This is a genomic window from Bacillus sp. 37MA, from assembly GCF_000372765.1.
GTDB lineage: Bacteria > Bacillota > Bacilli > Bacillales > Domibacillaceae > Domibacillus > Domibacillus aminovorans.
On the sequence record NZ_KB889752.1, the window covers coordinates 3,498,117 to 3,515,708 of the forward strand.

Here is a 17,592-nt window from a genome sequence, read left to right on the forward strand (position 1 = left end):
ATAAATAAGCGGAATGTGCCGGTTAAAAAAACGATGAAAATGAATCCGATAAAATGAGTAAGGGAGCTCTATTAATAAAAAGCCGAGTGATACGACAGTGATCAGTTATATGAATGTATCTTGTAGGCAAACAGCATTTCTTTTAATGTCGCATGTTTTTTCTCTGAATTGTGCGGTTCTGGCAGTCAGCCCGCCAATTTCATACGTTTGCTGAAAAATATATACCAGAAAAAGTGTAAACTTTTCTTTTTACGTATGAAAAAGAGAATGGCGGGTAATAAGAAAAGAGATGTTTAAAATAGAGGAGATGACTGTTTGAATTATATAATCTGGATTGGCAGCTATGCGAAAAAAGAAGAACCAGGCATTTATAAGGTAAATGTGGATACGGACAATGAAAAGTTAAATGTGACGGGCCGATACGCCGGTGCTGAAAATCCATCTTTTTTAGCAGAAGCAGAAGGATATTTATTTGCGGCATCCGAAATGATGAAGGGTCAGGTAGATCTTTTTAAAATTGATGAAGAAGGATTGGATAGACGAGCGACAGCAGATGCGGGTGAAATGGCACCATGTCATATTTATGCAGAAGACACATCAGCCTGGACCGCCAATTATGGGGGATCAGTGACAAAATATGAACGCGACGGCGATCGCTTGACGAAAACGGCATTTGTGAAACATGAAGGAAGCGGACCGAATGCAGAACGGCAAGATGCACCGCATGTTCATTCTGTTACACCGTTTCCAGATGGGTTGCATCTAGTCGTGTGCGACCTTGGAACCGATACGCTTGCTGTATATGAAAAAAATGAACTTAAGCTCGTAAAGAAAGTGAAAACAGCACCGGGTTCGGGACCACGAATGGCGCTTTTTCATCCGGACTTGCCGGTTTTATATGTCATAAATGAGCTAGATTCAACTGTTTCAATTTACAAGGTGGAAATTGGCGGAAATATTATGCATTTAGACACAATCGCTGCGCTTCCGGCCGGATACACCGGCGTGCATACAGGTGCTGATCTACAATTTAGTCCCGACAAGAGGTTTCTATACGTGTCTATTCGTGGATGGAACGGGTTTGCTATTTTTGATATTCAAGGAGAAGGTGCACTTTCACAGCCGCGTCACGTAGAAGGAGCGGGGAAAACACCACGCAGTTTTTACGTGTTGCCGGACGCACCGTATTTAGTTACAGCTTATCAAGATTCAAATGAACTTGCCTTGTTTAAAATAGAGGAAAATGGGTTACCCGTTTTTATAGAAGAGAAAGTTACGATTCGAGAACCAGTATGCGTCATTAAGAAAGGAGAAAAATAAATGAATATTTCGTTAAAAGGAAAAACAGCGCTCGTCACAGGCGGGGGTTCCGGCATTGGCCGCGCAACAGTCATTCGTTTTGCAGAAGCGGGAGCCAATGTCATCCTTCTGGATCGGAGCCCGGAAAATTCAGATGATCTTGTGAAAAAAATCGGCGAAGACCGTGCTTTGCATGTAAAAGCGGATGTGTCAAAAGCAGATGAGATGGAAAAAGCGATTAATGAAGCGGCTGCGAAGTGGGATGGCATCGATATTGTATTTGCAAATGCCGGACAAAATGGGACATTTACACCGCTTGAACATTTGGATCCGGACGACTGGAATTCCGTTATAATGACGAATTTAACCGGCACCTTTTTAACGTTAAAATATTCTATACCTTATTTGAAAAAAAATGGTGGAAGCGTCATTATTACATCGTCTATTAATGGAACAAGGACATTTAAAAATTTTGGTTTTTCTGCCTATGCAACAACGAAAGCGGGTCAAGTCGGTCTCGGCAAAATGGCTGCTGTTGAACTCGCACAGTTTAAAGTGCGTGTAAACGTTATTTGCCCAGGCGCGATTGAAACGAATATTGATGAAAGTACAAATATGGAAGATGAGAAGCTGAAAGAAATTCGTATACCAATTGAGTATCCGGAAGGCAATCAACCGCTTGCAGGAGGTTCTGGAAAGCCGGAACAGGTCGCGGATCTCGTTCATTATTTGGCAAGCGACGCCGCAAGCCATGTGACCGGCTCGGTTATTTATGTAGATGGAATTGAGTCATTATTATGATTTTTTCTACAAAAGGTGAAAAGTTTAATGCACTCATTGAAGAACAGATGAGCCAGTTTATGCCGACGCTTGAGGGAGAAGAGAGCCAGGCAATGATGGATCAAATGATGGCCGGTATGAACATCCAAAAAGTAGATTACACGATTCATATCGATAAAGAAACGTTCGAGACAACGGCAGTTGACATGATCATGGATATGACGATGAAAATGGACGGCGAATCGATGGAAATGAATCAGGTGATGAATGTCCGACTACAGTAATTACAATGGTGTAGAAGCGATCATAGTACCAGAAGACATCGTGAACACTGCGCAGGAACTACAGCTGTAATATTCAGTGAAACCCCCGTTTAAAAACGGGGGTTTCTTGCGGATGGATAGCGGGAATGAGGGCATTATTAGAAAAGAGAAGGAGGTGAATGATATGAGAATCCCGGATGAGCTGGCAGAACAGGGGAAGAAGAGAATTATATCGTATCCAGTGGAAGGGTTTGTATACGGAAGCGGTCCGGAATACGCAAAAGTGATGCTTGTCGGTGAAGCACCCGGTGAAACAGAGATCGGCAACGGCATTCCGTTCAGCGGACGCGCGGGTAATGAATTGATGAAGTTTTTGGAGATAGCCGGTGTCACAAGAGAAGAGGTATACATAACGAGTGCCGTCCGGAGCCGTCCCTATAAATGGGGTGAGAAAAACGGTCCAGACGGTACGAAAATTAAACGAAAATATAACCGGGCGCCGACAAGCGGCGAAATTCTAGCTCATGCGCCGCTCTTAGATTATGAAATTGAACATGTAAAAGCCCCAGTGATCGTCGCACTTGGCAACATTGGCTTAAAGCGGCTCATCGGCAAAGAGAAAAAAGTATCTGAACTTCATGGTAAATTGCTTATTCAGCCTGTTTTGCGCTTGAATGGAGATAAATATGAATGGACGGGAAAAGAATACAGGATCTTTCCAACCTTTCATCCGGCAGCGATTTTTTACAATCGTCGTTTACTGGAACTTATTCATTCTGATATGAAAAATTTGCGTGAATTACTCGGGAATCTTCCGGTGAATGAGCAGTCCGATTAAAACGAATAACATAAGAGAAGCGAGTGCCACTCGGCTCGCGATATTGCCATAGCCAGCAAGTACGAGCGTGATCGTCCCGTACATGAGCGGGCCGACAATCGCCGATAATTTGCCTGAAAAAGCGAACAAACCGAAAAACTGGCCGCGCTTGTCCTCAGGTGACAGTTCAATAATGAAAATGCGCGATGTCACCCAGACTGCGCCAAGTGCGACGCCGAACAGGCTGCCGGTTACCCAGAACATGGGGCGGTTAATTGCAAATGTGCCGAGCAGCAGAGCGAAGAATAAAATAATGCCGACATAAAAGACGGCCTTTTTCGCGCCAACAGCCCGGGTAATATAGCCGAAAATAAACGAGCCGATAATGCTTGAAATCGTCGATACAAGATAAAGCAAAATGAATTCGCCGGATGTAAAACCGACAATCGCTTTTGCATATAAAGCCATCATGGCAATCGCCGTGGCAATTGCGTCATTAATGAAAAAGTAGACAATCATAAACAGAAAAATCGGCCGATAGCGGCGCATATCTTTAAACGTATGCCAAACATCGTGGTAACCGGCGAAAAATGGCCGTTTTTCTAAGGCAGGACCCGGTGTTTCTTTGTATAAAAATAGCATCGGCATTGTAAAGATGAAAAAGAGAACAGCGGTCGGAATAAAAGCATCTGCATAATTGCCTTTACTTACGAGCGGATAGACAGCTAATCCGACAAGCGTCCCCATATAACCGACTGCGACTCCAAAGCCAGACAGCACAGCCATCGTGTCTTTCGTCCCGATATCAGGCAGCATCGCATCGTAAAAAATTAAACTAGACTGATAAAAGAACTTTGCGGCGACAAATAACGCAACGACTGAGGCAAATGCTGCCGGAAGTCCGCCAAATTGACCGAGACTGAGCGGGGCTATCAAGCCCATTAAAGCAGTGAAAATAATTGCTGCCAGCGCAAATGCCATGACGTATCGTTTTTTTCGTCCCGTCCGGTCGATCCATACACCGAAGAGCGGTGAAAATAATACGAGGAAAAAGCTTGATACGGCATTCGCATAAGATAAAAATGTACTGGCAATTTGATCGAGCCGTTCGTCACCCCCGGCTACTTCCTGCACGTAAAACGGGAAAAAAATGGTCGTAATATTAGATGAAAAAATAGTATTTGCAAAATCGTAAAGCGCCCATGAAAGTACAGGAAGGGTTAAAAATAATTTCCAGCCCTGGCTTTTTTGCATAAAACACCTCCATCTTAATACTAATTCGCACTTTAATGAATGTATCCTGCCATTTTATAATAACTTAATGTTTAAACCAATTAATCTTATGTGAATTTAATCGATTTTCAGTTATACTAAAATTAAGTAAGCATCTTTTTCCGTTTTGCGTTAAAATAAAACGGAACATTATACATAAAGTGAGGGAAAACACATGGGAAAAACATTTATTTTCGGTCATAAAAATCCGGATACCGACACAATCTGTTCTGCGCTTGTTTATGCAGACTTGAAAACGAAGCTAGGTTTTGACGTAGAAGCAGTCCGTCTTGGCGATGTAAACGGTGAAACAGAATATGCATTGAAACAGTTCAATACAGTAGCACCACGTTTAATCGAAAAAGCAGCATCTGAAGTCGAAACGGTTATTCTTGTCGACCATAACGAACGTCAGCAAAGTGTTGACGACATTGATGACGTGCGGGTTCTCGAAGTCATCGACCATCACCGTATCGCAAACTTTGAGACAGCTGATCCGTTGTACTATCGCGCTGAGCCGGTTGGCTGTACAACAACGATTTTGAACAAATTGTACAAAGAAAACGGTGTGGAAATTGAAAAAAATATCGCTGGCTTAATGCTGTCTGCGATCATTTCCGATTCTCTTTTATTTAAATCACCGACTTGCACAGAAGAAGATGTAAAAGCAGCGAAAGAATTAGCTGCAATTGCTGGTGTAAACGTAGACGAATATGGTCTTGATATGTTGAAAGCAGGCGCTGATTTAAACGGAAAAACAGCTGCAGAGCTTATTTCAATTGATGCAAAAGTATTTCCAATGGGCAGCAAAAAGGTTGAAATTGCTCAGATTAATGCCATTGATCCAGCTGACGTTCTGGCTCTTAAAGCAGATCTGGAAGAAGCAGTAACAAATGCGATTAATGAAAAAACATTGGATCTGTTCCTCGTAGTCATTACGGACATTTTAAACAGTGACTCGGTTGCGATTGCGATCGGAGCGGAAGCATCTGCTGTTGAAGAAGCATACAATGTGAAACTTGATAACAACACGGCTCTTCTAAAAGGTGTTGTATCACGTAAAAAACAAATCGTTCCAGTTTTGACTGAAATTTTGCAGGCGAAATAAGATCATCCAGTCCTTTCGAAAAGGATCTCCTTTTCGAAAGGTTTTTTTATAGAAAAAAGAATGCTTACCCCCCAAAAAAAAGAAATCGCTTTCAGTAAGATCGCTTTTTTTTTGTGTAAAGAATAGTTATAATAAAGGAAATAGAGTGTAGGGGCGTGGACGCATGGATAATGAACCAATGACGGAACAGGAAAGTCTGCTTCAAAAACAGCACCGAAGATTGACATTTAGAAGGTTGATTAAACGGATTTTATTTATTTTTATCGGTGCTGTTATGATGGCGGTTGGAATTGAAATTTTTCTTGTTCCGAATTCGATAATGGACGGCGGAATTGTCGGGATCTCTATTATTTTATCGAAATTGACAGGTGTGAAACTCGGTCTGTTTTTATTCTTATTAAATATTCCTTTCTTTTACCTCGGCTATAAGCAAATCGGAAAGACATTTGCGTTATCGACGGTTTTCGGTATCGCGATTTTATCGGTTGCCTCCACTTTTTTTCATCCAGTCCCCGCGTTTACAGAGGACATTTTACTGGCAGCGGTATTTGGTGGGCTGGCGCTTGGAGCGGGTGTCGGCATCGTTATTCGCTATGGAGGCTCGCTTGACGGGACAGAGATTCTCGCCATTTTAATTAATAAAAGACTGCCTTTTTCCGTAGGTGAAATTGTCATGTTTTTTAACATTTTTATTTTTCTATGGGGTGGATTCGTATTCGGATGGGACCGAGCGATGTATTCCGTTCTTGCCTATTTTATCGCATTTAAAACGATTGATGTTGTTATTCAAGGTCTTGATGAATCGAAATCAGCATGGATCATTAGCGATCAATACCAGGAAATCGGGGAAGCAATTATTGCCCGCCTCGGACGCGGTGTGACCTATTTGAACGGGGAAGGTGCATACACCGGCGATCATAAGAAAGTTATTTTTTGTGTGATTAACCGCCTTGAAGAAGCTAAACTAAAATCGATCGTGGAAGATATGGATGAAGGTGCCTTTCTTGCGGTAGGGGATATCGCTGAAGTGCGTGGCGGTCGATTTAAGAAAAAAGATATTCATTAATAAGGAGTGTTCCGGGCAGAGTCCGGGGCATTCTTTGAATTTGTAGTTGGTGAATAAACAGTTCAGGCTTCAAAGTCAATGAGACTTTGAAGCTTTTTTATTTGATCAGAAGTGAGTATCGAATGTGAAGGAAACATAGGTGCTTTTATTCTAAATTGATTATAATGTGACTAAAAAGGAAAAAAGAAATTAGTTGCACATATAATGAAACTTTTAAATTTTTTAAACGTATTCATTCACATACTGTATAAAAAAGGAGAGGGTATTTATGTTTGGAAAAGTAGCAGCGGATGTACTTGGATTGAGCGATGTTGGAGCGGTTATTAAACCAGCGGATTACGATAAGGTAGATGCTGATGATTACATCATGCATGAAGATAATGAAAAAATTTATTTTTTAATTAAATCAAAAGCAGATGAGTATTGCTTCACGAATCTCGGTCTCGTTCACGTTGACGGTGCGAATGCCGTTAGCAAAAAGAGAATGCTGCGCCGATTTAACTATGTCACGAATCGCGTCTCGAATGTCATGCTGGAGACGGCAGGTACAGTTGACCTTGATGTGGAAATTAAATTTACACTCGGCAATGAAACGTATTCAATCGACGTGCACAAAAAGCATCTTGAAGAATTAAAAGATTTGTATAAGGCATTATTGAAAATTGCCGAAATGCAGCATGAAAATGAGATGTATCTTGGCTATTCACAGAAAAGTCTTGATATGTCAGCAAGCAGCGTTCAACATATTACAAAGACGCAAATCGATCTGGCGGGCGAATTTGAAAAAATAAATAATTATGCATTTAACTGGTTAGTGCAATCAAGTTCAAGGTATCGCGTAAAAGATTTTGGGAAAGTGTTTGAAAAATATATTAATAACTAAATATGAATGCATGCATAAAAAAGCGATGAACACTCAACAGAGCGCTCATCGCTTTTTAATATTCGACTGTTAGAGATTCAAGTTCAGATTGTTCACATGGAACGACGGTATAGCCGAGCTGTTCGACTTTACTGGTCATATTTTTAGAGCAGTCGGGACCAACGACTAAAAAAGTACGGTCGCGCTGTACCCTTTCACGGATCATTGACAGCATGCCGAAAAGAGCTGATGTCTTTTCTTCTGATAACGTTTGTGTGAATGAAGACGTCGATTCTGTTACTGGGATGATCCATAGCTCACAAGCATCTTCGGTTTGTAGCAGCTGTTCAAAGACTTCTGCTTTTTCAAGCGGTGTTCTCATCGTGTCGTCGCGAAGTTCATATACTTCTTTATCGATCATCACATTTTCTGCGAACGGGCGGCTATCTTTCTGATCAAAAACTTTAATGTCCAATTTAGACGGTTCAAAATGCTTATTCATCCATTTCTCTCCTCTGCCCTGTCAAACAGGTCTATCTCTTTGTTTAAACTCATATACCCGTTTTCAGAGAAGAATAAACCATTTTTATACGATCGTCAAAATTTCTTTTAAACGGCCAATCGTATGATGAGGGTTTGCTCCATCAATGATTTTGCCTTCACCATGATCAATCCAGACGGATTCTATGCCGGCACGCGTTGCACCAAGAATATCCGTCCCTTGATTGTCACCAACCATAAGAGCGTCTGCTGCTTCGACATTCATTAGTTTCAGCGCATGATCAAAAATTGCTTTTTCCGGCTTGCCAAACCCGAAATGGCCCGAAATTAAAATATAATCAAAATAAGGGACAAGCTCCGGAGTCATCGTTAATTTTTCTAACTGAAGGGAAGGCGCTCCATTTGTCAATAAAAGAAGACGGTATCCTTTTTCACGGAGTTCATTAAGTACCGTGAACGTTTCTTCATAGACAAATGGTGATTCGCGGCGAACGGAACGGAAACGCTCACGTGCCCATTCAGCTTCAAAAGAAGGGATACCTGCTGCAGACAGGCCATTTTTCCACGTTTTTAGCTGATAATCCGCAATGTTTTCACCCATATCACGGAATAGACTATAATGAACGTCGCCAAAATCACCCCATAGTCCTTCAAATGGGTTAATACCAATAGAAACCGTCACTGGATAAAAAGAATACGTTTCATATTGTGCATGAGCAGCAGTACGGACATGCTGTTCAATCTCTCCAGCATCTTTTTCATATTTTTCGGCAATCTCACCGCACGTTACGTCAAATGCCGTTTGAATGCTTTTTTTATCGTTGAGAAGTGTGTCATCGAGGTCAAAGAATAGTGCTTTTTTCAAAATGTTGTCTCCTTCATATATGCGTAGTCTAGGTGCTATTTCGACAAAAAGCGTAAAAATCCTCCTTTTCGACGTGGAAAAGATAAAAAAGGGGGCGGAGTATAATCGGGAATACGCTGGACCGGAAGCCGAGCTATTTTTTCAGCCAGTTCTGTATGTAGCGCCAGTATATGTGTCTGCTGTTCTTCAAGTGCGCAAAGGCGTCTGTCAATAATCGAGAAAAATGCGTTTTGTCCAATAAGATTTGCTGCTTGACCCGGGGGCAATTTTTTGGAAGAAGCGGTTTCGATTATGCGCCGGAGCGTCGCCAGCTCTTTTTCATCAAACAGCCGTTCATTGCGTTTGCCTGTTTCAAATCGAAACCCTGCCCCTTCAAGTGCCATCACATATTTGCCAAGCGTCGACAGGCTGATCTCAAGCGCTGCTGCAACTTCTTTTGCACTGTACCTTTCAGCCAATTGTATCCCTCCGTTTCCTATTTATATTTAATTCTTTCTTCGTCCGCTCGTATATTCCTTTCACTAATTTTAGCGAAAAAGCACACATGACGATGTTCTTTTCGTCAATTTTCGGGTATACCATGCTTAGGTGAAGAAGCATGAATTTAATAAAGTGGTCTTACACAAAGCGATATAACATAAAAGCAATTTATGCCGAGTTTCCGAATTCAACCGTCATTTTTCGGCCCATCAACCGATATTACTTCGTTTATAATGTCAACTGGTCGGAAAACGATCCACCTGTGACGAAAGAAAATCTTGAACAAATGGAACAGCGATTAAATGACGAACTAGGCATCGGTCACTTTTACCATAATCGCAAATCAAAAAAACAGGGGGTCCCCGCAGTGAAAAAAGCGATGATTATTGCAAATCCATCATCTGGAAAGGAGCAAGTAGAAGAACACATTGATCAAGTAAAGGAACAGCTTGAAAAATCCGGGTATAACGTTGATATACGTTTGACGGGAGGGGAAGGAGATGCGATGTGCTTTGCAAAAGAAGGGTGTGATTCAAAGTATGATGCCGTTATTGCAATGGGCGGCGATGGGACGATGAATGAAACGGTCAATGGCCTTGCCGAACAGCCGTATCGTCCTGAGATGGGTGTCATTCCTCTTGGAACAGTGAACGATTTTGCACGTGCGCTCAATGTGCCAATTGATCTGATAGAAGCGATTGGTGTGCTAGGGGGCAAGACGGAATTGGCGGATATCGGTAAAATAAATGACCGCTATTTTTTGAATGTTTTAGCACTAGGAGGCATTGCTGAAGCAACTGGTGAAGTCACATCTGAACAAAAAACATCAATGGGATCGCTTGCGTATATTATCGAAGGATTAAAAACATTGACGGATAAAACACCATTTATGATTACAGTGGAAGCAGATAGCGGCACATATGAAGAAGAATCGCTTCTTTTTTTAGCAGCATTGACGAATTCGGTTGCTGGCTTTGAAAAGCTCGCACCTGATGCTAAAGTAGCCGATGGACATTTTCACTGCTTTATCGTGAAAAATGTAGCGCTGCCTAAATTGCTGCGGATTGGGGCAAATTTATTAAAAGGAGACTTTCAAAAAGATCCTGATGTTATTTATTTCACATCGGAAAAATTGAAAATCAGTTCATCGATGGAGTTGAAAGCAAATATAGACGGTGATATGGCGGATACTGTGCCGCTTGAATTAAAAGTGCTTCCAGGTCATTTGACTATTTTTACTTCTTAAAATAGCTGGACGGGCTGTTGTTTTTGCAGATGACAATTGAATCAAATCATTATTTGCGTGTTTTTAATGCTTTATTTTTTGTTATACTCAGAAAAATGAAACCGAGGAATAATTTGTGCGTACGTATATGTGAGGTGAAAAGCAAATGAGTTTTTTTAAACGTCTGTTTAAAGGAGCGGATGAAAAAATTCCCGAAACGAAAGATCGTACGCTTTTAAATGTACGTGTAGGCGATTTCGTCACATATGATCTTGTCGATTATGAAGTGACCGGCAAGATTCACTATAACGACAGCGGTTATACGTGGGATGCGTACCAGTTGGCAGCAAGCGGGAAAGTAATCTGGCTCAGCGTTGAGCTTGATGATGAGCTTGAAGTGGGGATGTATGAAACGATTCGCCTGCCGGGGCTCGAACCGGGTACGCGAAAAGTGACGCATGACGGCCGAACATATTATTTAGAGGAACAGGGCCAGGCATATGTAAAAGGAGAAGGCCGCAGTGAGAACATCCACGGAAAAAATGTGGACTATTATGACTATATGGACGACTCGGGAGAACATTTTTTATCTGTTGAAGTATGGGGCGGAGATGTGGAAGTCAGTTACGGATATGAAATTGAAGAATATGAAGTGACCATCTTGGCAGGAAGCTAAACAAATTGGAGGAGATAACATGTTTCAATTTTTTAAACGTGTACAGACATATGTTGGATCAGAGCTAAATGCGGCACTTGAAAAAGCAGAAGATCCGGTTAAAATGCTTGATCAATTTATGCGGGAAATGGCGGCGGATATTCGTGATGCGGAAACAGCTGTAGCGAAACAGCTGGCAAATGAAAAAATGTTGAAAAAGAAATACGATGATGCGAACAGCATGGTGGAAAAGCGCCAGCAGCAAGCAATTGACGCTCTTGAAGCAGGCAATGAAGACTTGGCACGCCGCGCGCTCGAAGATAAAAATGTTCACGCTCAGCAGGCGGACTCCATGCGTACCGCGCACGAACAAGCGGCATCAGATGTTGCGATCCTGCGCGATAAATTGTCTGAAATGAAGCGAGAGTACGAGGAAATGCGCTTGAAAAAAGATTCCTTAAAAGCGCGTGCGGAATCTGCAAAAACGAGAACGAAAATGAACCGTGCGATGTCATCCGTTGGCGGTGATGAATCACGCCGCGGCTTTGAACGGATGGAAGAGAAAGTGATGCAGTATGAAGCAGAAGCGGAAACATCAGAAGATTTGCGTGCCGAGTCGCGCAGCCTTGATGATGAATTGGCTGCTTTGAAGAAAAACAGTGCTGTTGATGATGAACTGGCCGCACTTAAACAAAAGCTCGGAAAAGAATAAGGAACCGCGGCCCGCATAGATGGGCGGGCCGTTTCTGTTCATTTGGAGTGTTTCATTTATGATAAAAAAAGGATGGCTAACCGGAACGATTGCGTTTGTCGTGTTTCTTGCTGCGTGCGGATTGTCAGAGGCCGATGATTATATTGATGAAAATTATACGTTCGTCGACGCCGTTCAAAACAACACGAGTTCAAATGACCGTGCACTTGTATACCGGGTAAATAAAAGTGTCCCGGATACAGCAGCAGAATTGATCGAAGTACAGAAACCGGAACAAATCGGTGAAGAAGTAGACGGCAGGCAAGTGCTCGTCTATGATGATGAGTTTATTATATTAACAGAAGATCCAGACAATCCAGGATCGACACTTGTTGAAGTAGCAGAAGATGAGTTTGTCCGTACGCATTACAATCCCGGTTTCTTTTCGGGCATGCTGCTAGGCTCGTTTTTAAATGGCCGTTTCGGTTCAAACTGGGAGCGGACGCAGTCGAACAAGTGCCGTCAAAATAACGATGATTGCTACTCGGGCGGTGGATACTACGGTTCATTTTCATCTGGTACATACGGGAGAGGCTCCGTGTTTCGAGGCGGCGGCCCAGGATCAGGCAAGTAATAGTATATTAAGAGAGGGGATTCGGTTGTGAACCCATTTTTGTTGACGTTTTTGTATTATGCGATTGCCATTGCAATCGTGGTAGTAGGTTTGGTGATTTTTGAACAGGTAACGAGAAAGTATAAAGATTGGGATGAAATTAAAGGCCGCAATGCAGCGGTTGCGTTGTCGATTGGCGGAAAAACTATCGGTATTTGCATCATTCTTACGTTTTCTATTTTCCACAACGATACGATATTAGAGACGGTATACTGGGGATTATTCGGAATGGTGCTTCAATTAGTAGCCTATGTTTTATTTGAACTATTCACAAGAAATTTTTCAGTGGAAGAGCAGTTGAAAGAGGGAAATCTAGCAGTAGGTATTGTCTCATTTTCTGTTTCCATTGGCCTGGCGTTTGTTATTGGCGCCTCGATTTCGTAAGGCGGTGCTCACATGACTGAACAGGAATCTATCCGGCAAAGCCGATCGATTTATTACGCATCAGGTATCGTATCGATTTGCGGAATTATATTTGAAGTGCTGTTCGGTGCACTCGGTTCGTACATTTTAGGAGATGGAGTGAAGCAGTATACACTCACCATCTCCCTTTTTTTAACCGGAATGGGTATCGGCGCATACATAAGTGAAAAAATGACGAATCATTTGATTGCATCATTTATCTGGATTGAATATGGTATCGGTCTTGTCGGTGGTTTTTCATCGATGCTGCTTTTTGGCGTAACGGCATATTTGCCAGACGGGACCGATGCCCTTTTTTTATACAGCGTTACATTATTAGTTGGAACGCTTACCGGTGTAGAACTGCCGATTTTAATTCGGAAAGCAAATGAGATTGGCGTTTCACTGCAAAAAAGTGCAGCGAAAGTACTGTTTTCCGATTATGCCGGCGGGTTAGTGGGCGGACTGCTCTTTTTATTTTTACTCCGTCCGTACTTTGGATTAGTTAAAACATCGTTTCTCGTTGCCCTTATTAATGTAGCCGTTGCTCTTTGGATAGTATTCCGTTTTAAAAAAGAATTGAAACGATTCACGTTACATGCAGTATCAGGTGTTGTATTTTTGCTTATTTTAATCGCAGGTGCATTATTTGGAGAAGAAGCAGCTTTTCATTTTGAACAAAAATTGTATCATGATCCAGTCGTGTTTTCCGAGCAGACAGCGTATCAGCAAATTATTTTGACGCGTGAGCAGGGGGATACACGTCTTTATTTAGACGGGCAATTACAGTTCAGCTCTTCAGATGAGCATCGATATCATGAAATACTTGTGCATCCAGTTATGTCTGCATCCAAGCGTCATAACGATGTACTTGTCCTAGGCGGCGGCGACGGGCTTGCCGTGCGGGAGTTGTTGAAATATGAAGATCTGGGAAAGGTGACACTTGTCGATCTCGATCCGGCAATGACAGAAGAGGCGCGAACGAATCACTTATTGACGGAATTAAATAAAGGTTCGCTTGATGACAGTCGTGTGAATGTGGTGAATGACGATGCCTTTCAGTTTCTTGAAGCAGCGGATAGTTTATATGATGTTATTATCGTCGATTTACCGGATCCGAATAATGAATCGCTGAATAAACTGTATACGCAGGAATTTTATTCGCTTATCCGCAATCATTTGCAGCCAGATGGTGCTTCGGTGATACAGGCGACAAGCCCTGTTTTTGCGCCGGAAGTATACTGGACGATTGATAAAACAATTAAAGAAACCGGATTGAAAACGGAAAATTTACATGCCGATATTCCAAGCTTCGGCGGGTGGGGATTTATTTTAGCATCGCGTGAACCCGTGCAGTTATCTAAACTGAGTATTATGGACGATACACGCTATTTAACGACGGATATGCTGCCGGCGCTAGCAGAATTCGGCAAAGATGAGGATGCCCTTATAGAAGATGAGAACGGCCATCCAGTGACGTTAAAACCGAATACATTAATACGGCCGAATTTAATTGAAGTCTATGAAAATTCGTGGCGTTATTATTGAAAAGAGCCGCCCCAGGTAGTGAGGCGGCTCTTTTTGTGACTAAATCAAAATCAAGGTTTTATTATTCTGTCGCTGCGAGCAGCTGTTCATTTAAGGCTTTCAATTCTAATTCCATTGCTGTCAACATTTCTTCTGCTTTTGTCGTGCCATGTCCAGTTGATTCCAATTTTTCAATATCACCTTGCACACGCATGTAATCCATTTTCAGTTCGGCAATTTTATATTCGATTTGTGATTTTTTCATCAGAATCCCGCCTTTATGATGTTTCTTTTATTTTACATTTGCAAAATAAAAAAGGCCACTGCACTGAGCAGTGTACCCATGCTTATTTTAAAATTAAGAAGAGACAATGAACTCGAATGCGAGGTTTAAGAAAAATACCGTATGGACCGCCGCAAAAATAAGTCCTTGTTTATTTAAACGCTTCATCAATACTCGATCCATATTAATCACCTCATAAATAGTTTGTAAATATATAATACTATATGTTCACAAAAAGTTCAAAACTTTTTTACTTATTTGGTACAAAAAAATAAAAAGAAGCAAATTTCGCTTCTTTTAAAGGATTGGAGATAGTAATCTAGAAATGGATTCTTTAAACTTAATCATTAAAGAGCGCTGTTGATACAATTCAGGTGTTAATTCATACGAGACGAGCATATCATTCATAAAAATTTTTGCGAGCGCTTTGCCGCTTTCATAGTCATACATGAATGCATTCACTTCAAAATTTAACCGGAAGCTGCGCACATCAATATTAGCTGTACCGACCGAACTTAACTTATCATCTACGACAATCGTTTTCGCATGAATGAATCCATCATCATAAATATAAATTTTTGCCCCGGCTTTCATAAGTTCACCCGCATATGAATACGTTGCCCAGTAAACAAACATATGATCAGGTTTATTTGGAATCATAATTTTTACATCAATCCCAGACAAAGCAGCGATCCGAAGTGCATCTAAAATACTCGCATCTGGAATGAAATAGGGAGTCTGAATGTAAATGGACTTTTTAGCGGTTGTAATGAGTTTAAAGTAACCGCTTTTAATTTGCTCCCATTCAGAGTCCGGGCCGCTTGTGACCACTTGAAGTGCGACATCGCCTTTTGTTACGGGTGCAGGAAAAAGTCGTTCCTCATACACAAAGTCATGCTGTTTTGACGCCTGGTTCCAGTCTAATATGAATCGTGTTTGAAGGGCATGAACAGCGCTGCCTTTCACGCGCAAATGTGTATCACGCCAGTAACCGAACGATGGATCTTTTCCTAAATATTCGTCACCGACATTGAATCCGCCCACGTAGCCAATCTGTCCGTCAATAACAACGATTTTTCGATGATTACGATAGTTAAGGCGTAAATTAACATAAGGAATGGGTGACGGGAAGAAAACTTCTACAACGCCTCCTGCTTCAATCAATTCTTTAAAATGGCGCCGTCTTAACTTTCTGGAGCCTAAGTCATCAAAAAGCACACATACTTCAATACCTTCTCGCGCTTTTTCAGTTAAAACATGAATTAATTTTTTTCCAAGTTCATCAAAGCGGAAGATGTAATACTGAAGGTGTATATGGTCTTTCGCATTGCGTATATCCTTTATTAATGCTTCAAACTTAGCGTTGCCATCTATATAAATATCGACGCTGTTATCTTCAGATAAAACAGCGTCATTGTGACTGAGCAGCATATACACCAATTTTGCGTTTTTCTGGGTATGTGGGTTGGCGAAAGGAAAAACACTTCCTTTGATGGCTTGTTTTTGATGGTCGATCTGCTCTTCAATGCCGACTTTCTTTTTATCATCCCAATCAAACAGGCGGCTTCTGCTTAAATTTTGTCCAAAGACGAGATAGAGAAAAAAACCAAGAAAAGGTATGAAAAAGAGTACCATAAGCCATGCCCAAGTTGCACTAGGATCACGTCGTTCAAGGAAAATAACGACTACGGCGAATGTAACATTCAATGCGAATAAAGTATATGCAGCCCATGGCCAGATTGGAATACCGATCGTCACGTTTATCACCGACCTGTTTCAAAATTGTTCTTGCTGTTTATTATACAGGAAAAAAATCAGAATAAACCGGATTGAAATTAGCGAAACGGGGAAAAAGAAGAATACATCTAAAAAAAGTGAAACAATTTTTTATATAAAACGTATAAACAAAAAAACATTAAAGGATGGATAACGATGAAGAGTGCAGATAGGACTCGCGAAATAGTTGATAAAATTGCCAGGCTCGGTGTAAAAGTAACAGCGACTAAATCCAGATTGGAGCTTTGGAAAGCATTGCAGGGCAGTTGTGAAACGGCTGGTTGCGCAAAGATGGTCACGTCTTATCATATCGGATAAGAAAGATGGATCGTTATGCGATTTGAAAAAGTCCGGAAACGATTTCCGGACTTTTTTTCATGAACGACGGCGTATTTTTTTCACGTACCAGACAATCGCAGCAACAAACAGGATGGCAAGGATTGCATATACAACGTTTGAATACACATCCATATAATCAACGATTGTATGCCATGAATCAGCAAATGCTGCACCGAGATTCACAAGGATTGTATTCCATATTAGTGTTCCGGCTGTCGTGAAGATTAAAAATAAAAAGAAGTTCATGTTCGACATCCCAGCTGGAATAGAGATTAAACTGCGGATAAGGGGCACCATTCGGCAAAGAAATACAGTCCATACGCCATACTTATCAAACCACTTATCCGCACGATGAATATCTTTTTTTGTGACACGAAGAAAACGGCCATACCGATCAATAATTTTCTCTAAATTTTCAACATCAATTAACAGGCCAATTCCGTATAATATAACGGCTCCAATGACTGATCCAGCTGTTGACGCTAAAATAACGCCGGTGACGGTCAAATCCGTTGAGCCGGTCATGACACCACCAAATGTTAAAATGACTTCAGATGGAATCGGTGGAAATAAATTTTCAAGGGCGATTAAAAAAAAGACACCCCATAATCCGTATTGCTCCATCATTGATATAATCCAATTTTCCATAGCCATTCCTTTCCCACAAAAGATTTACGCTTAAGATGAAATTATAGCACTTTACGCTTC

At 41.4% G+C, this 17,592-nt stretch carries 21 protein-coding genes; 14 read left to right on the plus strand and 7 right to left on the minus strand.

The genetic code is table 11. The features are described from left to right. Positions 1 to 315 precede the first annotated feature (315 nt). The 4 genes from A3M5_RS0119250 (at position 316) to A3M5_RS0119265 (ending at position 3,180) form a co-directional block, all read left to right on the plus strand. Positions 316 to 1,320, plus strand: a complete 1,005-nt coding sequence (locus tag A3M5_RS0119250) for a lactonase family protein (protein ID WP_018395413.1) — start codon at positions 316 to 318, stop codon at positions 1,318 to 1,320. After that, positions 1,321 to 2,100: an SDR family oxidoreductase gene (locus A3M5_RS0119255; RefSeq protein ID WP_018395414.1), complete on the plus strand. Its 780-nt coding sequence runs from the start codon at positions 1,321 to 1,323 to the stop codon at positions 2,098 to 2,100. After that, on the plus strand, positions 2,097 to 2,363 hold the full coding sequence (locus A3M5_RS0119260; protein ID WP_018395415.1) for a DUF6612 family protein: 267 nt from the start codon (positions 2,097 to 2,099) through the stop codon (positions 2,361 to 2,363). The genes A3M5_RS0119255 and A3M5_RS0119260 overlap by 4 nt, the downstream gene beginning before the upstream one ends. Positions 2,364 to 2,526: 163 nt before the next feature. Then, the gene (locus A3M5_RS0119265) at positions 2,527 to 3,180 is read left to right on the plus strand and encodes a uracil-DNA glycosylase (RefSeq protein ID WP_018395416.1); all 654 of its coding nucleotides are present in this window, start codon (positions 2,527 to 2,529) and stop codon (positions 3,178 to 3,180) included. Here the strand turns inward: A3M5_RS0119265 and A3M5_RS0119270 are convergent. Continuing rightward, a complete protein-coding gene (locus A3M5_RS0119270; protein ID WP_018395417.1) occupies positions 3,142 to 4,413 on the minus strand; it encodes an MFS transporter in 1,272 nt (423 codons plus the stop codon). The genes A3M5_RS0119265 and A3M5_RS0119270 overlap by 39 nt on opposite strands. Before the next feature lie 193 nt (positions 4,414 to 4,606). On the opposite strand from A3M5_RS0119270, the gene A3M5_RS0119275 reads away from it, so the two are divergent. From A3M5_RS0119275 to A3M5_RS0119285, 3 genes are all read left to right on the plus strand, one after another. Beyond that, positions 4,607 to 5,539: a manganese-dependent inorganic pyrophosphatase gene (locus A3M5_RS0119275; RefSeq protein ID WP_018395418.1), complete on the plus strand. Its 933-nt coding sequence runs from the start codon at positions 4,607 to 4,609 to the stop codon at positions 5,537 to 5,539. A 178-nt stretch (positions 5,540 to 5,717) separates the two neighbouring features. Beyond that, positions 5,718 to 6,605: a YitT family protein gene (locus A3M5_RS0119280; RefSeq protein WP_026221827.1), complete on the plus strand. Its 888-nt coding sequence runs from the start codon at positions 5,718 to 5,720 to the stop codon at positions 6,603 to 6,605. Positions 6,606 to 6,873: 268 nt separating this feature from the next. Next, positions 6,874 to 7,488 (plus strand): PH domain-containing protein, encoded by a 615-nt coding sequence (locus A3M5_RS0119285; protein WP_018395420.1) that lies wholly within the window; start codon positions 6,874 to 6,876, stop codon positions 7,486 to 7,488. A gap of 55 nt (positions 7,489 to 7,543) precedes the next feature. On the opposite strand, the gene A3M5_RS0119290 is transcribed toward A3M5_RS0119285, so the two are convergent. The 3 genes from A3M5_RS0119290 to A3M5_RS0119300 form a co-directional block, all read right to left on the minus strand. Then, positions 7,544 to 7,969, minus strand: a complete 426-nt coding sequence (locus A3M5_RS0119290; RefSeq protein ID WP_018395421.1) for a hypothetical protein — start codon at positions 7,967 to 7,969, stop codon at positions 7,544 to 7,546. Between the two features lie 84 nt (positions 7,970 to 8,053). After that, entirely contained in the window at positions 8,054 to 8,833 is a 780-nt protein-coding gene (locus A3M5_RS0119295; protein WP_018395422.1) for an HAD family hydrolase, read from the minus strand. A gap of 35 nt (positions 8,834 to 8,868) precedes the next feature. Continuing rightward, a complete protein-coding gene (locus tag A3M5_RS0119300; protein WP_018395423.1) occupies positions 8,869 to 9,291 on the minus strand; it encodes a hypothetical protein in 423 nt (140 codons plus the stop codon). A 140-nt stretch (positions 9,292 to 9,431) separates the two neighbouring features. Between A3M5_RS0119300 and A3M5_RS0119305 the strand changes: the two genes are divergently transcribed. From A3M5_RS0119305 to A3M5_RS0119330, 6 genes are all read left to right on the plus strand, one after another. Next, positions 9,432 to 10,559: a protein YuzH gene (locus A3M5_RS0119305; protein ID WP_018395424.1), complete on the plus strand. Its 1,128-nt coding sequence runs from the start codon at positions 9,432 to 9,434 to the stop codon at positions 10,557 to 10,559. Between the two features lie 145 nt (positions 10,560 to 10,704). Continuing rightward, on the plus strand, positions 10,705 to 11,214 hold the full coding sequence (locus A3M5_RS0119310) for a DUF4178 domain-containing protein (protein WP_018395425.1): 510 nt from the start codon (positions 10,705 to 10,707) through the stop codon (positions 11,212 to 11,214). Positions 11,215 to 11,233: 19 nt separating this feature from the next. Further along, positions 11,234 to 11,905, plus strand: coding sequence for a PspA/IM30 family protein (locus tag A3M5_RS0119315; RefSeq protein ID WP_018395426.1), 672 nt, complete (start codon positions 11,234 to 11,236; stop codon positions 11,903 to 11,905). 58 nt (positions 11,906 to 11,963) lie between these two features. Next, complete coding sequence (locus tag A3M5_RS23325; RefSeq protein WP_018395427.1) at positions 11,964 to 12,518, plus strand: DUF4247 domain-containing protein; 555 nt, start codon at positions 11,964 to 11,966, stop codon at positions 12,516 to 12,518. Positions 12,519 to 12,545: 27 nt separating this feature from the next. After that, the gene (locus A3M5_RS0119325) at positions 12,546 to 12,941 is read left to right on the plus strand and encodes a DUF350 domain-containing protein (protein WP_018395428.1); all 396 of its coding nucleotides are present in this window, start codon (positions 12,546 to 12,548) and stop codon (positions 12,939 to 12,941) included. A gap of 12 nt (positions 12,942 to 12,953) precedes the next feature. Then, a complete protein-coding gene (locus A3M5_RS0119330) occupies positions 12,954 to 14,507 on the plus strand; it encodes a polyamine aminopropyltransferase (protein ID WP_018395429.1) in 1,554 nt (517 codons plus the stop codon). A 61-nt stretch (positions 14,508 to 14,568) separates the two neighbouring features. On the opposite strand, the gene A3M5_RS0119335 is transcribed toward A3M5_RS0119330, so the two are convergent. Both A3M5_RS0119335 and cls read right to left on the minus strand, forming a co-directional pair. Further along, on the minus strand, positions 14,569 to 14,751 hold the full coding sequence (locus tag A3M5_RS0119335) for an SE1832 family protein (RefSeq protein ID WP_018395430.1): 183 nt from the start codon (positions 14,749 to 14,751) through the stop codon (positions 14,569 to 14,571). A 315-nt stretch (positions 14,752 to 15,066) separates the two neighbouring features. Beyond that, on the minus strand, positions 15,067 to 16,527 hold the full coding sequence (cls, locus tag A3M5_RS0119340) for a cardiolipin synthase (protein WP_018395432.1): 1,461 nt from the start codon (positions 16,525 to 16,527) through the stop codon (positions 15,067 to 15,069). 174 nt (positions 16,528 to 16,701) lie between these two features. On the opposite strand from cls, the gene A3M5_RS25855 reads away from it, so the two are divergent. Then, positions 16,702 to 16,863, plus strand: a complete 162-nt coding sequence (locus A3M5_RS25855; protein WP_018395433.1) for an Lmo0850 family protein — start codon at positions 16,702 to 16,704, stop codon at positions 16,861 to 16,863. A 57-nt stretch (positions 16,864 to 16,920) separates the two neighbouring features. Here the strand turns inward: A3M5_RS25855 and A3M5_RS0119350 are convergent, their stop codons facing one another. Further along, complete coding sequence (locus tag A3M5_RS0119350) at positions 16,921 to 17,532, minus strand: DedA family protein (protein ID WP_018395434.1); 612 nt, start codon at positions 17,530 to 17,532, stop codon at positions 16,921 to 16,923. Between the last annotated feature and the right edge of the window lie 60 nt (positions 17,533 to 17,592).

Coding starts and splice junctions, on each gene's coding strand:
- A3M5_RS0119255 (WP_018395414.1), top strand. CDS start 1,321: ATGAATATTTCGTTAAAAGGAAAAACAGCGCTCGTCACAGGCGGGGGT.
- A3M5_RS0119260 (WP_018395415.1), top strand. CDS start 2,097: ATGATTTTTTCTACAAAAGGTGAAAAGTTTAATGCACTCATTGAAGAA.
- A3M5_RS0119265 (WP_018395416.1), top strand. CDS start 2,527: ATGAGAATCCCGGATGAGCTGGCAGAACAGGGGAAGAAGAGAATTATA.
- A3M5_RS0119270 (WP_018395417.1), bottom strand. CDS start 4,413: ATGCAAAAAAGCCAGGGCTGGAAATTATTTTTAACCCTTCCTGTACTT.
- A3M5_RS0119275 (WP_018395418.1), top strand. CDS start 4,607: ATGGGAAAAACATTTATTTTCGGTCATAAAAATCCGGATACCGACACA.
- A3M5_RS0119280 (WP_026221827.1), top strand. CDS start 5,718: ATGACGGAACAGGAAAGTCTGCTTCAAAAACAGCACCGAAGATTGACA.
- A3M5_RS0119285 (WP_018395420.1), top strand. CDS start 6,874: ATGTTTGGAAAAGTAGCAGCGGATGTACTTGGATTGAGCGATGTTGGA.
- A3M5_RS0119290 (WP_018395421.1), bottom strand. CDS start 7,969: ATGAATAAGCATTTTGAACCGTCTAAATTGGACATTAAAGTTTTTGAT.
- A3M5_RS0119305 (WP_018395424.1), top strand. CDS start 9,432: ATGAATTTAATAAAGTGGTCTTACACAAAGCGATATAACATAAAAGCA.
- A3M5_RS0119310 (WP_018395425.1), top strand. CDS start 10,705: ATGAGTTTTTTTAAACGTCTGTTTAAAGGAGCGGATGAAAAAATTCCC.
- A3M5_RS0119315 (WP_018395426.1), top strand. CDS start 11,234: ATGTTTCAATTTTTTAAACGTGTACAGACATATGTTGGATCAGAGCTA.
- A3M5_RS23325 (WP_018395427.1), top strand. CDS start 11,964: ATGATAAAAAAAGGATGGCTAACCGGAACGATTGCGTTTGTCGTGTTT.
- A3M5_RS0119330 (WP_018395429.1), top strand. CDS start 12,954: ATGACTGAACAGGAATCTATCCGGCAAAGCCGATCGATTTATTACGCA.
- A3M5_RS0119335 (WP_018395430.1), bottom strand. CDS start 14,751: ATGAAAAAATCACAAATCGAATATAAAATTGCCGAACTGAAAATGGAT.
- A3M5_RS25855 (WP_018395433.1), top strand. CDS start 16,702: ATGAAGAGTGCAGATAGGACTCGCGAAATAGTTGATAAAATTGCCAGG.
- A3M5_RS0119350 (WP_018395434.1), bottom strand. CDS start 17,532: ATGGAAAATTGGATTATATCAATGATGGAGCAATACGGATTATGGGGT.